Genomic DNA, 14092 nt, shown 5'->3' on the forward strand with positions numbered 1-14092 from the left:
CGTTATGACTTCTCAGAATTGGTATATCGTTCGGCAATCCACAGGCCATTGTGAGATCGTGACAGAGTCTGATCTCCATGGCGATCCGGCTGACTATGAATCCCTTGAAAGTGAGACGCCTGAAAGGGGCTCCCCAATGAAGCGCTGGGGGCCGTTGAGTTCCCGGAATGAAGCAATTGCCAAACGAGTTGGCCTCATCCGATCGGGCCAATGTAAGCCAAGCTAGCGATTGCCCAGTCCATTTTTCACGCTAAAACTAGTTCCCAGTCTAGATTAATTGTTATTGAATTAATTGTTAGTTGAGGCGTCATTCGTTGATGAACTGGTTTTCGATTCCGCCGATCGGACGGGTTTCTTAGCAGTGGCTTCTTCAGTCAACGTTTGTAAGGCTTTCGCGAACTGAGGATCCGCAGGGGTACCAATTTTGTCGCGATCGCGGATTAACTCCTTCTGTTGTGCTTCGGTCAGTTTGATTTCCACATCGGGGTCGATGCCATGCTTGTTAATATCTCGTCCCAGAGGCGTGAGATACTTGGCGATCGTCACCGCTAAACCGGATTCGCTGGAATCGGCCCGTAGCTCCCGCACTGACTGCACCAATCCCTTGCCAAAGGTTCTTGTCCCAATCACCTTGGCGCGCTTATTATCCTGGAGCGCCCCGGACAGGATTTCACTGGCACTGGCTGATCCGCCATCCACTAACACTACCAAGGGCTTATTGGTTAAGGCAGAATTATTAGCTAATTGCCGATCGGATTCGCCCTGGCGATCCACCGTAGAGACGATCGCCCCTTCCTGGAGCCACATGCGGGCAATTTCCACGCTGGCGTTGAGCAATCCCCCCGGATTCGATCGCAGATCCAAAATGTAACCGGAGACTTTCTTCTGCTCTAGCTTTTGAATCGCGTCCCGCATTTCCCGAATGGCTGGGGCACTAAATTGCACGAGACGAATGTAGCCGACATCCCCGCTTTTGGACGGCTGCACCGAGAAACGAACGGGATGAATTTCGATTTTATCTCGACGGAGCTTATAGTCTAGGATTTGGCTCCCGCGCTGAATCGTGAGAATGACTTCCGTGCCAACGGTGCCTCGAATTAAGGTGACTGCCTTATTGACATCCATGCCTTCCGTGGATTGGCCATCAATTTTGACAATGATGTCCTTGGAGAGGATACCCGCTTTGGAGGCTGGGCTGCCTTCGATCGGAGAGACGACGGTGAGCTTCTTGGTTTTCTCATCCGCCGCCAACTGAATCCCCACCCCGGTTAATTCCCCCGAGGTGTCAATTTTCATGTTTTTAAACTCTTGGGGATCCATGAAGCGAGTGTAGGGATCCTTCAGCAGCTTCAGCATCTCACGAACTGCTTTGTAGGCATCCTCTTTTGTGGCGTAATTACGATCGAGATAGTCCCGCCGCACAGCTTTCCAATCGTTTTGATTGAAGGTGCCATCCACATAGGTATTGTCGATGATCTGCCAAACCTCATCCACAATTTCCTTAGAGCTATCTTTCAATAAAAAGGCAGATCCCTTAGAAAGATGGATTCCCGCGCCGGTAATGGTCACGGCACTGATGGTGATCGCAGTGGTACCTAAAACCAGTGCACGTTTTGTCAAAACCATGGCAATGGGACTCTAAGGAAGGACTGAAAAACTGTGTTCAATCTAGCATAGCGAAGAATCTGAGTGCATGCTGTGAAAATTGTGCCAAGTAGGCACGCCCCCAGGGGATGCGCAAAAAAAGATTACAAAAAAAGCGGGGGATTGGCCCGCTTTGTCAGTAACTATCAGTAACTATTTGATCAGCTTGATCAGCAACTAACTGCTTGATTAGCCACTAACTGTGCTTCAGTTCAGGTTGAGTGGGTGACCTAGGGATCAATCCAGCGACCATCGGCTTGAATCAAGGCAATCAATTCCTGCACCCCTTCTGCTTCAGGAACGCGCTTGATTTCCTCGCGGCCTCGGTATAGGGCGATCGTGCCGGCCTGCTTGCCGACGTAACCGTAGTCCGCATCGGCCATTTCCCCAGGGCCATTGACGATACAGCCCATGACGGCAATGTTCAACCCAGTCAGGTGGTTCGTGGCTTCCCGTACCTTTTGCAGCACTTCTTGCAGGTTAAATAGTGTGCGACCGCAGGAGGGGCAGGCGACATATTCCACCATGGTGCGGCGCAATCCCAGGGCTTGCAAAATGCCGTAGCATACGGGGATTTCTTTTTCGGGATCTTCCGTTAGGGAAACGCGAATCGTATCGCCGATGCCTTCCGCCAACAGGGTGCCGATCCCCGCTGTGGACTTAATCCGGCCATATTCGCCATCCCCCGCTTCCGTAACACCGAGATGCAACGGATAGGCCATGCCCAGCTCATCCATGCGTTTCACCATGAGGCGGTTTGCCGCCAACATGACGGGGACTTTAGACGCCTTGAGAGAGAGTTCTATATTGTAGAAATCAAGGGATTCGCAGATGCGGATGAATTCCAATGCTGACTCTACCATTCCTTCCGGAGTGTCGCCGTGGGTAAATAACATCCGTTCTGCCAGGGATCCGTGGTTGACCCCAATTCGCATGGATTTGTTCTGCTCCCGCAGGGTCGTCACGAGCGGTTCTAGGGTTTCCCGAATTTTCTGGCCAATGTCGTCAAATTCTTCACGGGTGTATTCTGTGCGGCCTTCCTGGGGCTTTTCAAACACGTAGAGACCTGGATTGATCCGCACGTTATCCACATGCTTTGCGGCTTCTAGGGCGATCTTTAAGCCGTTGTGGTGGACATCGGCGACCAGGGGAACGGGTTGGTAGGTTTTGAGCAACTGGGCTCGGATTTCCTCCATTGCCTTCGCGTGGGCCATGCTGGGGACGGTGACCCGGACGATTTCGCATCCAATTTCATGCAGGCGACGAATGGCGGCAACCGATCCCTCTACGTCGAGGGTGTCTTCATTAATCATCGATTGCACTGCTACCGGGTAGCCTCCGCCGATCGTGATGCTGCCCACAGGCACTGCGCGGGTTTTGCGACGATGAATGGTGGTGTCCGTGGAATATTGGCTGACCGATGTCGCCGTTGCAATGGGATTGGGCAAGGTTTGCATACGCTGTCTATGGGTGTCTTACAGCAAAGGGAACGGAATCTTTCCTGTTTTCAAGATTGCCATAGAAAGGGCGTTTTTGCCTGCGTTAAGCAGCACAGTCGAACTTTTTTTGTCACGATCGCGACGATCGGGCCTTGGCGCGATCACGCCCATTGAGGGGAGTTGATGGTGAATGTGGGGGTACGGGTAAACGTGGGGTACGGGTAAACGTGGGGTACGGGTAAACGTGGGGGGATTCCTAGGCAGCGGCCAGGGATGCTTTCAGGTCTACCTGCAGCCGAGATTCCTGCTGAACCAAGCCCTTCATGGCAGCGGACTGCAACTGCATAAAGGCTGCCCGATCGTCTTCGTCATACTTGTGACTCAAGAGGAGCCGTAGTTTTTCTTCGGCTTCGATCGAAAGTAACCCTGTTGCCAAAGCCTGTTGAACAATTTCACGGATACTGGTCATAGCAACACCCCAAGCACAATGGATAGGACAAAATTAGATCAATGACTAAAAAATTGGGACTTAAAGACTGATTGCTGGAAAATCTAATTGCCGAAGGGACTCAAGGTTCCAGCCATTTTCAAGAAGCGATGGAGCGAACAGACGTTTCATCTACGTAAAGTCTCTGCACGGTAGCCCGATCAGGATAATCCGATGGAGAGTTGCTTCAAATCTTGACAGTCAGTGATTTCAGGAAATTCTTTGATAAGTATGTACAGATATACGGTGTAAACCCTCCCAAATTTTATAAAACAGACTACAAAATTGTAGAGATTTTGAGGATTTGGCAATGTTTCTAGAATATATTCCATGATTTCCCGATAAAACCTGAAACTGTCTCAGCTAGAAACTTTTGAGCTGCAACAATTTCTGGGCTCAGCACCATGGCTGTGGTCGGTAGGGTCTGCGAGAAATTCAGCAAGAGTGATAGGTTGGTATAGCACCCATTCAGTTTCATAGGTTTCTTTTTTTGTGGGCATTCTGACGCTGCGATCGATTCAAAAAGACTTTGGAATTAAGGAAGTATTGCGGGATGCCAACTTCAGCTTGGAGCCGAGCGATCGGGTGGGCCTAATTGGCACCAATGGTTCAGGAAAATCCACGCTGTTGAAAATGATTGCGGGACTTGAACCCGTCGATGGTGGGACCATCGAGTTTCAAAATGGCCTGCGCGTGGTCTATCTGCCCCAACAACCGCCCGTGGACGAGACTCGAACGGTACTGGAGCAGGTCTTTGCAGATAGCGGAGACAAAGCATCGTTGGTGCAGCAGTATGAGGAACTCTCGGAGCAGTTAGCCAAGGTCGGGCATCACCCCGATTTGCTTAACCATGATCAACTTATGGGGCGACTCTCCCAAGTTATGCAGGAAATGGATCGGGTGGGTGCCTGGGAATTGGAAACCAAGGCCAAGATCATCCTGAGTAAATTGGGGATCCAAGATTTTGAGGCCAAGGTCGGTGATTTATCCGGCGGGTACCGTAAGCGGATTGCGATCGCGACGGCGCTGTTAGCGGAACCGGATGTGCTGCTGATGGATGAGCCGACGAACCATTTAGATGCGGATTCGGTGGATTGGTTACAGAGTTACCTGGCGCGGTACCGGGGGGCGTTGTTGCTGGTCACCCACGATCGCTACTTTCTGGACAAGGTGACCAACCGCATTCTGGAAATCGATCAGGCGGATTTATATCCCTACGACGGAAACTATTCCTACTACCTAGAAAAGAAATCAGCCCAAGAAGAATCCGCTGCCAGTTCCCAACGCAAGTTTGCGGGGGTGCTGCGGCGGGAGTTGGAATGGCTCAAGCGAGGCCCCAAGGCGCGTAGCACCAAGCAAAAAGCTCGCATCGATCGCATCCAAGCCATGCGGGAAACGGAATTTAAACAAGGCCAGGGCAAGGTGGACATTTCCACCGCTGGACGGCGCATTGGCAAAAAGGTGATTGACCTGGCGAAGATTAGCAAAGCCTACGGCGATCGCACGTTGATCAAAGATTTTTCCTACGAGTTCAGCCCCGAAGACCGCATTGGCATCATTGGCGGCAATGGCGCAGGCAAATCGACGCTGATGAATATCATCACGGGGCGCGTTCAACCGGATGCGGGCACGGTGGAGATCGGCAGTACGATTCAGTTTGGCTATTTTGACCAGCACTCCGAGGATTTAGACAGCGGGATTAACAATAATCAACGGGTCATTGACTACCTCAAGACGGTGGCGGAGTTGGTCAAGACGGCGGATGGCTCGGTGATTACGGCGTCGCAGATGTTGGAGCGCTTTTTATTCACGCCGAATCAGCAGTATGCACCGATCGGGAAACTGTCTGGGGGCGAGCGGCGGCGGCTCTTTCTGCTGCGGGTGTTGATGGCGGCCCCTAATGTGTTGATTTTGGACGAGCCGACCAATGATTTGGATGTGCAAACGTTGGCGGTGTTGGAGGAATACCTAGAGGACTTTAAGGGCTGTGTGATTGTGGTGTCCCACGATCGCTATTTCCTCGATCGCACGGTGGATTCGATTTTTGCCCTGGAACCGGGCGGCAATATCAAACGCTATCCCGGCAACTATTCCGTTTATCTGGACTACAAAAAAGATGAAGTGAACGAAGCGGAGGCGATCGCGCCAGCCAAGGGGAAGGTGGAGGCGGTCGGCAGCGATCGGGCAGAAGCCGCAACGCCCAACGCTCCGACGACTAGCAAATCAGCGGATAAACCCCGGAAGCTGTCCTACAAGGAAAAGCGGGAGTTTGAACAACTGGAAACCGACATTCCTAAAATGGAAGCGGAAAAGGCTGAGATTGAAAAAATGCTGTACGAAAATCCTCCAGCGGGATACAGCGAAGTGCAACAGTTATCGGAACGGTTGGCCTTTCTCAATACGGAAATTGAGCGTTGTACAGAACGTTGGCTGGAGTTAGCGGAGTTTGCATAGCGCGAGTGCAATAAACAAAATTGTCCCCCACAAATCCCCTGTACTGGGACGCAGAATTCACTTTCGGGGGGTGTCGGGGGAGTAGAGTCCCCTGACATGGCAGGGGGGCGGGGAGAAGTTCCCCGATCTTTGCTGCGTAGCAGCCCCGACGATCGAGCCGCACCACGCAAAGCGATCGAGCTAAGGAGTGGCGGGCGGGAGTTCCAGGGCGATCGCCCCCAGTTTACCTACACGGAAATCATTGAGGATCAGTTTGGCCGATCGATCCTTGCTGCCGTGGAATTTTAAATCCGCGAGGTCTTGCACAAAGTCTTCACCGGTGATGTCGCTGGCGTTAATTTCGTAGCGATCGGTGAGCGGTTGTTCTTGGTGCTGCGTTTTCAGCAAATCGATGAAATGGGCTGCAATCCGCTGGTGGTCGTAGGCCGCTTCACCGATGTCGTCACAGATTGCCAATTTAATGGCCGCATCTTGGTCATCCAGCTTGTTGGGCAACACCCCCGGTGCATCTAACAATTCAATTTGGTCGGAAATTCTCACCCAGCGCAGTGCCCGCGTCACCCCTGCCCGTCGTGCACTGTCCACTACCCGCTTGCCCAACAGGCGATTGATAATGGCTGACTTGCCCACATTGGGAAAGCCAATGACCACACAGCGGATGGGACGCGGTAACATTCCCCGTTCCTTGCGGCGGCGATTGATGGCGGCTCCGGCTTGCTTGATGGCTCCGGCCAGTTCCTTGATCCCCCGTCCGCCGTGACCATCGGTAAATTGCGGCGAAATGTCGTTCTCCTTCAGCCAAGCTTGCCACTGTTGCCGGGTTTCATCGGGAATCATGTCCATGCGATTCATTACCAGCACCCGTCCCTTGGTGCCAATCCACTGGCCCACATTGGGGTGATGGGTGGCAAAGGGAATGCGGGCATCGCGCACTTCCAACACCACATCCACTTTTTTGAGTTGATCGGTGAGGAGCCGTTCGGCCTTGGCAATATGGCCGGGATACCATTGAATCGGAGGTGTGGACATTTTGAATAGACTCGGCAAGCTGGGCGAAATTACCATGCGGGATGGCAGTCTTTTAGCGTATCAGCTTATCGATCGTATCCAGCGCCCTTCTGCCTTGGGGAGATCGAACTAGAAGCGATCGAAGTTGTGGTTCAGGCGGCATCCAACAGCTGTGAAAATTGTGAGCAATCCCCCCAATAACCTGATTTGAGGAGCACCTAACTGGTAGAAATGTTCTACACTCAATAATCTGCCCCATCCATTTTTAGGATCCTCCATTACAATGTCTGCTAATCTGCCTGCTGATCTCATCGATCCGCACAGCCTTTGGAGTCTGTGGGTGCCGCTGGTCTTACTCAGCACGATCGCCGCCGCTGCGATTTATTTCTCCCGAATTAAACTTCGCTAATCTAGCCTCCTTCTTCATTCGTCCACAATTCGTCCACCCCTTATCGTTTGGCAGGTCAATTCATGGCTCTTTCCCTAGCGCGGGACGCGATCGCATTTTTGATTGACTTAGCAGAAACGGGAGAAATTGATCCCTGGGATGTCAATGTCATTGATGTCATCGATCGCTTTTTGAATGACCTATCGCCCTTTGCCGCCAATAATCGCAACCAGTACGAAGCCAACCTGTCCCAATCCGGCCAAGCCTTTCTCTACGCCTCCATGCTGCTATTGCTCAAGGCCGACAGCATGAATCCGACGGCGCAACCTGCCGACGATGGCCTCTTGGAAGAGGGGGAATTTTTTGACGACGACAGCTTGGGACTCGCGGCCTTGCCCATGAATTTGGAGCGTCGGTTGCGCCGCCGTGCCGTGGCCCAACCCCCTAAACGGCGACGGGTGACCTTGCAGGAATTGATCGACCAACTGGAAATCATTGCCGCTGCCCTAGAAGAAGGCCCCCGCGAACGCAAAAAAGTCCGCCGTCCCAAACCTCACTCCCGATCGCAGGCCATCCGCACGATCGCCCAACTGGCCCACCAGGAAAATCTGACGGAAATGGCCGTCATGCTGGAGGAATTTTTTGTTGAACATTGGGATACCCTATCGCGGGGTCAGGACTGGATCGACTTTGATTTGCTGCTGGAATTTTGGCTAGCGACCCGAGCACAGAGTTCAGAACAACTCCACCGCCACATTGTCACCGATGAACGAACCCACGAACGGGTGGGTGTGTTCTGGGCGTTGCTGTTGCTCACGTCCCAGTCCAAGGTGGAACTGTCCCAGGAATCGTTCTATCAAGATCTGCGGGTGCGCACTTTGCTGCAACTGCGCGATGTCAACCTGGAAGAAGCCATGGCGGTGGCTCTACCGGATTAGTGGCCCGATCACACATAGTTTTATGCCAATCTATGCAAATAAGTTGCAAATAAGTTGCAAATAAGTATTGATTGAGGGTTTTTATCCCCCCTCCATCGCCTACTTTTTTAGATATCCTTAAAAGATGGCCTTAATAGAGTCTTTATACTTTCGTGAAGGCCAAATCTTATCTGGGTACTTTACAATTGGCGAGGATTCTAGAGAAATGTTACACAACTTTCAGGAATCCTGGCAGCGTAATGGGAAATCATTTGATTGGTGTTGGTTGAGAGAGATAAATCTATGAAAGCCATGATTCTGGCCGCAGGTAAAGGAACACGGGTGCGCCCCATCACTTACACTGTGCCTAAACCGATGATTCCGATCCTCCAAAAGCCAGTGATGGAGTTTCTGCTTGAATTGCTGAAACAGCATGGCTTTAACCAAATCATGGTGAATGTCAGCCACTTAGCCAAGGAAATTGAAGGATACTTCCGAGATGGCCAACGGTTTGGGGTGGAAATTGGCTACTCCTTTGAAGGGCGGATTATTGATGGAGAATTGGTGGGTGAAGCGGTAGGATCCGCTGGTGGAATGAAGCGGATTCAAGATTTCCACCCCTTCTTTGACGATACCTTTGTGGTGCTCTGCGGGGATGCCTTGATTGACTTGGATTTAACCAAGGCCGTGCAGTGGCACCGGGAAAAAGGCTCGATCGCGACCATTATTATGAAAACAGTGCCCCGCGAAGAGGTGTCTAGCTATGGGGTGGTGGTGACCGATGAAACGGGTCGGATCAAAGCTTTCCAAGAAAAACCCTCCGTGGAAGAAGCTCTCAGCACAGACATCAACACTGGGATTTATATTTTTGAACCTGAAATTTTAGATTACATTCCCTCCGGTGAGGAGTATGACATCGGTGGGCAGTTGTTTCCAAAATTGGTGGAAATGGGGGCTCCTTTCTACGGGTTGCCCATGGATTTTGAATGGGTAGATATTGGGAAGGTTCCAGACTATTGGCATGCAGTGCGGGCTGTCCTCAATGGCGAAGTGAAAAATGTCTCGGTGCCGGGTCGGGAGGTGCGGCCTGGGGTCTACGCGGGGCTGAATGTGGCTGTGAACTGGGATAAGGTCAATATTCAAGGCCCGGTGTATATCGGGGCGATGACCTGTATTGAAGATGGGGCGACGATTATTGGCCCGTCAATGATTGGCCCGAACTGCTGGGTGTGCAGCGGTGCTACGGTTGATAACAGTGTGATCTTTGATTATTCCCGGTTGGGGCCAGGGGTGCGGTTGGTGGATAAACTGGTGTTCGGTCGCTATTGTGTGGACAAAACCGGGGCCACGATCGATGTGCAGGCGGCGTCCTTGGACTGGTTGATTACCGATGCACGGCAACAGATGCCCACGGATCCTTCGATCGAACGACAGGCGATCGCGCAGTTACTCGGTGTCGAGGATCAACTGGCTCAACTATAGGTGATGTCGTTAGCGTTAGCTCCTATTTTGTATGACCTTCCGTGAGCGTGTCGCATCTTACCTTGAGGATATCGAAACCCCGATCGGGCGAGTCGTCAATCTGCTGATTACCGGATTGGTTTTGCTGTCCTCAGCGATTTTTGTGGCAGAAACCTATGCTCTCCCAGAATCTGTTAAACCTTGGCTAGACCAGGGTCAAATGGCGATTCTGGGATTGTTCGTGTTGGAGTATGGGTTGAGATTTTGGTGTAGCGATCGCAAAGTTAAATTTGTTTTTAGTATTTACTCCATCATTGACTTACTGGCGATCGTGCCATTTCTGTTGGGAAATTCCAATGGGGGCTTTTTGCGAATTTTCCGTTGGATTCGGATCCTGCGGTTGATTCGCTTTTTTGGAGGGAAAACGATCTTTGGCTATGTCAGTAGCGAAGATGTTGCGATTTTTACTCGAATTCTCTTTACGATTTTTTCGATTATTTTTGTCTATGCTGGTTTGATTTACCAGGTTGAACACACAAGTAATCCCCAAGCGTTTGCAACGTTTTTAGATTCGATTTATTTCTGCGTTACAACGATTACTACGGCTGGCTTTGGTGATATTACGCCGATTTCCCAAATGGGACGGTTCTTGACGATTTTGATGAGTATTACGGGATTGATCTTTATCCCTTGGCAGTTGGGCGATTTAGTCCGGCGGCTGGTGAAGACAGGGGATCAAGTGCAAATCATCTGTCGGCAGTGCGGTTGGTCAATTCATGATGCCGATGCAAGGTTTTGTAAGGTCTGTGGAACGGAGTTGCCCGTGAGTTCTCCTAGCCCAGAACCGCTTGTGTCGGATGGAGAACCTGAGTTGGATCTGCCCCGCGATCGCGCCTATCCCAAGGCTGTTGCGACGCAGAATAGCAAGGCTTCGGTCCATTCGACGATCGCGCCGTAGGTGTCCCCGGTTTGGCCGCCGAGTTTGTGCTGTAACCAGGCTCCGGTGAGGTAGGCGGTGAGGGGGCCTGCGATCGTGAGGCCCAGGGCTAAGCGGGATTGGGCAGGATGGAAGACAGACAGGAATCCGCCGAGGGCGATCAGCAGTAGCAAATTGGGCACGGTTTGCCAGCGGGATTGGATCGCTTCTTTGTGGAAGGCTCCTTTGCCTTGGGCTTTGAGGTAGGGATAGGCGGCGATCGCCCACAATTGTCCCCAGCGAGCCCAGCCTAGGGTCAACGCTAAAATCATTGGGCGGCCTGTGGGGAGGCTGCTGAGGGCTAGGATTTTGAGTACCAGAATCATGACTGCTACCATGGCTCCGAAGGCTCCCGTGCGACTGTCTGCCATGACGGTTAAACGGCGATCGGGATCCATAACGGCTAATCCATCGGCGGTGTCCATAGCTCCGTCCAAATGCAGTCCGCCGGTGAGCCTGAGTCCTGCGCCAACGAGGAGACCCGATCGGGCGAGAAGCGGCAGATGCAGCCCCTGGAGGCCCCAGTCTAGGAGTCCTAGCCCTAGGCCCAACCCTAGGCCAACCCACGGTGCAAATTGGGCAATTCCCCGAAAATCTTGGGGCCAATGGGAGGGCACGGGAAGGCAGGTATAAAAGGTGACTGCGCTAATAAATTTTGGGAGGATTCCCCTGAGCATCCATGCCATGGGTGAATAGGTTGATAATTCCGGTGTGGGGAACTGATGGGAGTTCTCCTTTCGCAGACTACCATGGCTGTGCTGGCCTCAGGGTGGCAGACTTTGGCCCCGCTCCCCTGAATAAGTATGGAATATGTGTGAAAACTGAGCGGAATTGAGTATAACTGAGGGAACTTGTTCACTAGTTTTCTTCGTCCTGTGTGCTCTGTTCGATCGTGAAATCTCTTCTTCATATGGGTTGTTTCGTTGGTTGGCTCAACCGTTCACTCAAGTTTCTAGGGTCTTCCTGGATTTTGTTGGATCAGCTCAAGGTACTGACGCACCGCCCTCGATCGTCCTATCGGATTAGGCAATTTGTGGGAAAGATCTCGGTGTTGCAGCCTATGCTGGATGGCCGATCGGGTTGCTTATGATGAAGAACAATGGATGGCCCCATTTGCGATCGATCATTCCCTTGGGATAGTTGCATCACCCCCAGTCAAACGTTCTTAAAGGATCTAGTTCACCCAGGCTTGCTATGAGTCAAAATTCTTCTTCCCGACCTGCCAGATTTCCTGCTCCTTGTATTGTCGATCGGGGGCTTGTGGTTGATAAGCGGGATATGCAACGGTTGCTGACGGATTTGCGGCGTGTGCGCTATCTCTATTTCCAGGATGGCAAGGTTGCGTCGGAGGGGGAGGGCTGCATTGTTGAGGTGATTGCAGACCCCCAGAGTTCGACGTTGGTGGCGAATCGATCGCTGTATATCAATGTTTGTAGTTTTGACTATTTGGAGTTGCGGCAGGTGGCTGGTGCTGGGGGCGAGGGGCAGCAGGCTTGTTTTGATTTGGTGCAAGAGAGTTGGTTGCTGCGGTTGCTTCCGGTGTCTGATCCGTTGCAGGCGAGATCCGATCGACAGTTGAATGCGGCGGCGTTGGAGGCGGTGGTGGCGGATGTGCTGTCTGCGAGTTGGGATCCTCAGTTTGATGATGAGGATGGGGTGGATTTTTAAGGGAATTGCTAGGTTCTGGTCAAGGCTAGGCATCCGGGATGTGCCTAAAGGGGCGATCGGTTGCCTCTAAAATTTCGTCTGTGATTGCACAGGCTACGGTTTCGATGTTGGGATTATTCAACTGCCTGTTTGGCGACGGGAGGGTTAGGCGGGTGCTTTTAACGACTCATAGGGCTGGATGCGCACGTCGGCTGGAATTCCTTAAGCTAGGTCAATGATGAAGCTTTTCTAGATTTTTGTCTGAAAATGACTGCCCACGAAACAATTTGAAAAGCCGATCGAATTTTACATCCCAAAGATGGTTGAGAAAATACACGATCGCTCTCAACTACCCCGATCGCTGCTTTCGCGGACGGTTTTCTGGGGCAATGAGCCAGTTACTTTTGCTAAAACCTCGATCGATCAAATGCTGGGAAAACGAACGGATCAATGTCGCAAAAACCTCGATCGATGAGTCCGCGTCGAGTCTCGAATGACATTGATGATGCGATCAGGAGAGCGATCGTAATAACCACAGCTTTGAAACGCAAGCTGAAATGCTAGAAAGACAGAGAATAGAAAGATATTTTTCTCTCTGGGTAGTCAGTATAACGACTAATACTTTGCAAATACTAAGCATTAACAGTGTGACTCAAAGCTGTATCATAAAGCATCTGCGGTTTCTCGCACAGACTGAAGAAACTGAATGATCTCTTGAACAACTGTAGCTTTACGGAGAACTTCAAGATCTTCATTTGTGAGTTGATCGACCAATTGAGCCTGAGTCTGAAAATTCTTCGATTGAGAAATCAATAGCTTTAAAGCTTGCCAAGGCTGGTACACTGCCAGACTCAGCACATCTTGAGAAGGCACATACCCGAGTAGACGCGAAAGTAGGGAAACATCTTGAAAAAAAATGATTTCGAGAGTAGGAACAGCCAGTATTACTTTAACTGGTGTATTCACAGCAATGTTTCCAACAATTTCTTCAGTATCTTTAAGTCGTTGTTCAACTTGCTCCGGGATAGTTGCATCAGCATCCGCCACGATTGCAACAGGAGATTGTCGGCGAACAATCAAAGATCGAGCTAGCGATTTGACAGCAGAGAGTCCACCCGCCGCAACAATCTCAACATTGCTAATGAATTCTTCTGGAAGCAGACGTTTCAATAGTTGTGCGTCACGCTCCCCCTCACATACAATGTAAGCTGTCATGGAATATCCCTCTCTCTAACATCATAGTCAGGTAGCCCATCTTCTACGCATACGCGATATTTAAGAAGGAGCAGTTCACAGATCGACTCTCGCTCTAAAGCATATTTTAGCTCTTCTCCACTCCAAAGCAGAATTGTCTGAGGCAATGAAAAGTAGGAGAGATGGCGGGCTTGATCAGTAAATCCTGTTCGACTAAAGACCAGACCAAGCGTACTGGCAGGACGACGCAAAAGTTGATTACGCAGTTTAGCGATTGGTGCGATGTCAACATTCACCCTATCGGCAAAGTCTTTGCTCTCTACTAGACAAGACAGCCCTGAACAGTAAACTACGGTGGACCCCAAAAACTGGACAGGTAGTTAAGCTCTGAAAACTCAAACTGTGATAGGAGTATTTCATGGGCAATAAACGCAAACAATACAGCGCCGACTTCAAAGCCAAAGTAGCCTTAGCGGC

The 14092-nt window shown here is 51.1% G+C and carries 14 protein-coding genes; 8 read left to right on the top strand and 6 right to left on the bottom strand.

Going from position 1 to position 14092, the window contains the following annotated elements; genetic code table 11:
• The first annotated feature begins 4 nt into the window (after positions 1-4).
• Positions 5-226 (top strand): hypothetical protein, encoded by a 222-nt coding sequence (locus H6G21_RS23700; RefSeq protein ID WP_190576767.1) that lies wholly within the window; start codon positions 5-7, stop codon positions 224-226.
• Between the two features lie 62 nt (positions 227-288).
• Here H6G21_RS23700 and ctpC read toward each other — a convergent pair whose 3' ends face one another.
• From ctpC to H6G21_RS23715, 3 genes are all read right to left on the bottom strand, one after another.
• Positions 289-1626, bottom strand: a complete 1338-nt coding sequence (ctpC, locus tag H6G21_RS23705) for a carboxyl-terminal processing protease CtpC (RefSeq protein WP_190576769.1) — start codon at positions 1624-1626, stop codon at positions 289-291.
• 248 nt (positions 1627-1874) lie between these two features.
• The gene (ispG, locus tag H6G21_RS23710) at positions 1875-3101 is read right to left on the bottom strand and encodes a (E)-4-hydroxy-3-methylbut-2-enyl-diphosphate synthase (protein ID WP_190576771.1); all 1227 of its coding nucleotides are present in this window, start codon (positions 3099-3101) and stop codon (positions 1875-1877) included.
• 238 nt (positions 3102-3339) lie between these two features.
• Positions 3340-3552, bottom strand: coding sequence for a hypothetical protein (locus tag H6G21_RS23715; protein ID WP_190576773.1), 213 nt, complete (start codon positions 3550-3552; stop codon positions 3340-3342).
• A gap of 510 nt (positions 3553-4062) precedes the next feature.
• Between H6G21_RS23715 and H6G21_RS23720 the strand changes: the two genes are divergently transcribed.
• Positions 4063-6024 (top strand): ATP-binding cassette domain-containing protein, encoded by a 1962-nt coding sequence (locus H6G21_RS23720; RefSeq protein ID WP_190576775.1) that lies wholly within the window; start codon positions 4063-4065, stop codon positions 6022-6024.
• A gap of 180 nt (positions 6025-6204) precedes the next feature.
• On the opposite strand, the gene ylqF is transcribed toward H6G21_RS23720, so the two are convergent.
• The gene (ylqF, locus tag H6G21_RS23725; RefSeq protein ID WP_190576777.1) at positions 6205-7053 is read right to left on the bottom strand and encodes a ribosome biogenesis GTPase YlqF; all 849 of its coding nucleotides are present in this window, start codon (positions 7051-7053) and stop codon (positions 6205-6207) included.
• Positions 7054-7315: 262 nt separating this feature from the next.
• Here ylqF and H6G21_RS26115 point away from each other — a divergent pair, with 262 nt between their 5' ends.
• The 4 genes from H6G21_RS26115 to H6G21_RS23740 all read left to right on the top strand — a co-directional run bounded on the left by H6G21_RS26115 (position 7316) and on the right by H6G21_RS23740 (position 10756).
• Positions 7316-7441, top strand: a complete 126-nt coding sequence (locus tag H6G21_RS26115; protein ID WP_277875329.1) for a hypothetical protein — start codon at positions 7316-7318, stop codon at positions 7439-7441.
• A 62-nt stretch (positions 7442-7503) separates the two neighbouring features.
• Positions 7504-8358: a segregation/condensation protein A gene (locus tag H6G21_RS23730; protein WP_190576779.1), complete on the top strand. Its 855-nt coding sequence runs from the start codon at positions 7504-7506 to the stop codon at positions 8356-8358.
• Between the two features lie 282 nt (positions 8359-8640).
• The gene (locus H6G21_RS23735; RefSeq protein WP_190576781.1) at positions 8641-9819 is read left to right on the top strand and encodes an NDP-sugar synthase; all 1179 of its coding nucleotides are present in this window, start codon (positions 8641-8643) and stop codon (positions 9817-9819) included.
• Between the two features lie 31 nt (positions 9820-9850).
• Positions 9851-10756: an ion transporter gene (locus H6G21_RS23740; protein WP_190576783.1), complete on the top strand. Its 906-nt coding sequence runs from the start codon at positions 9851-9853 to the stop codon at positions 10754-10756.
• Here H6G21_RS23740 and cobS read toward each other — a convergent pair.
• Complete coding sequence (gene cobS, locus H6G21_RS23745; RefSeq protein WP_347278065.1) at positions 10693-11460, bottom strand: adenosylcobinamide-GDP ribazoletransferase; 768 nt, start codon at positions 11458-11460, stop codon at positions 10693-10695. The two genes, H6G21_RS23740 and cobS, sit on opposite strands and share 64 nt — an antisense overlap.
• Before the next feature lie 224 nt (positions 11461-11684).
• On the opposite strand from cobS, the gene H6G21_RS23750 reads away from it, so the two are divergent.
• A complete protein-coding gene (locus H6G21_RS23750; protein WP_190576785.1) occupies positions 11685-11864 on the top strand; it encodes a hypothetical protein in 180 nt (59 codons plus the stop codon).
• 104 nt (positions 11865-11968) lie between these two features.
• A complete protein-coding gene (locus tag H6G21_RS23755) occupies positions 11969-12442 on the top strand; it encodes a hypothetical protein (RefSeq protein ID WP_190576787.1) in 474 nt (157 codons plus the stop codon).
• A gap of 642 nt (positions 12443-13084) precedes the next feature.
• Here the strand turns inward: H6G21_RS23755 and H6G21_RS23760 are convergent.
• The gene (locus H6G21_RS23760; protein ID WP_190576789.1) at positions 13085-13636 is read right to left on the bottom strand and encodes a hypothetical protein; all 552 of its coding nucleotides are present in this window, start codon (positions 13634-13636) and stop codon (positions 13085-13087) included.
• Positions 13637-14092: the final 456 nt, after the last annotated feature.

Source organism: Alkalinema sp. FACHB-956, assembly GCF_014697025.1.
Taxonomy (GTDB): domain Bacteria; phylum Cyanobacteriota; class Cyanobacteriia; order Leptolyngbyales; family Leptolyngbyaceae; genus Alkalinema.

Excerpts from the sequence above, each read along its gene's own strand:
- H6G21_RS23700 (WP_190576767.1), top strand. The coding sequence starts at position 5 with ATGACTTCTCAGAATTGGTATATCGTTCGGCAATCCACAGGCCATTGT.
- ctpC (WP_190576769.1), bottom strand. The coding sequence starts at position 1,626 with ATGGTTTTGACAAAACGTGCACTGGTTTTAGGTACCACTGCGATCACC.
- ispG (WP_190576771.1), bottom strand. The coding sequence starts at position 3,101 with ATGCAAACCTTGCCCAATCCCATTGCAACGGCGACATCGGTCAGCCAA.
- H6G21_RS23715 (WP_190576773.1), bottom strand. The coding sequence starts at position 3,552 with ATGACCAGTATCCGTGAAATTGTTCAACAGGCTTTGGCAACAGGGTTA.
- ylqF (WP_190576777.1), bottom strand. The coding sequence starts at position 7,053 with ATGTCCACACCTCCGATTCAATGGTATCCCGGCCATATTGCCAAGGCC.
- H6G21_RS26115 (WP_277875329.1), top strand. The coding sequence starts at position 7,316 with ATGTCTGCTAATCTGCCTGCTGATCTCATCGATCCGCACAGCCTTTGG.
- H6G21_RS23730 (WP_190576779.1), top strand. The coding sequence starts at position 7,504 with ATGGCTCTTTCCCTAGCGCGGGACGCGATCGCATTTTTGATTGACTTA.
- H6G21_RS23735 (WP_190576781.1), top strand. The coding sequence starts at position 8,641 with ATGAAAGCCATGATTCTGGCCGCAGGTAAAGGAACACGGGTGCGCCCC.
- H6G21_RS23740 (WP_190576783.1), top strand. The coding sequence starts at position 9,851 with ATGACCTTCCGTGAGCGTGTCGCATCTTACCTTGAGGATATCGAAACC.
- cobS (WP_347278065.1), bottom strand. The coding sequence starts at position 11,460 with ATGGCATGGATGCTCAGGGGAATCCTCCCAAAATTTATTAGCGCAGTC.
- H6G21_RS23750 (WP_190576785.1), top strand. The coding sequence starts at position 11,685 with ATGGGTTGTTTCGTTGGTTGGCTCAACCGTTCACTCAAGTTTCTAGGG.
- H6G21_RS23755 (WP_190576787.1), top strand. The coding sequence starts at position 11,969 with ATGAGTCAAAATTCTTCTTCCCGACCTGCCAGATTTCCTGCTCCTTGT.
- H6G21_RS23760 (WP_190576789.1), bottom strand. The coding sequence starts at position 13,636 with ATGACAGCTTACATTGTATGTGAGGGGGAGCGTGACGCACAACTATTG.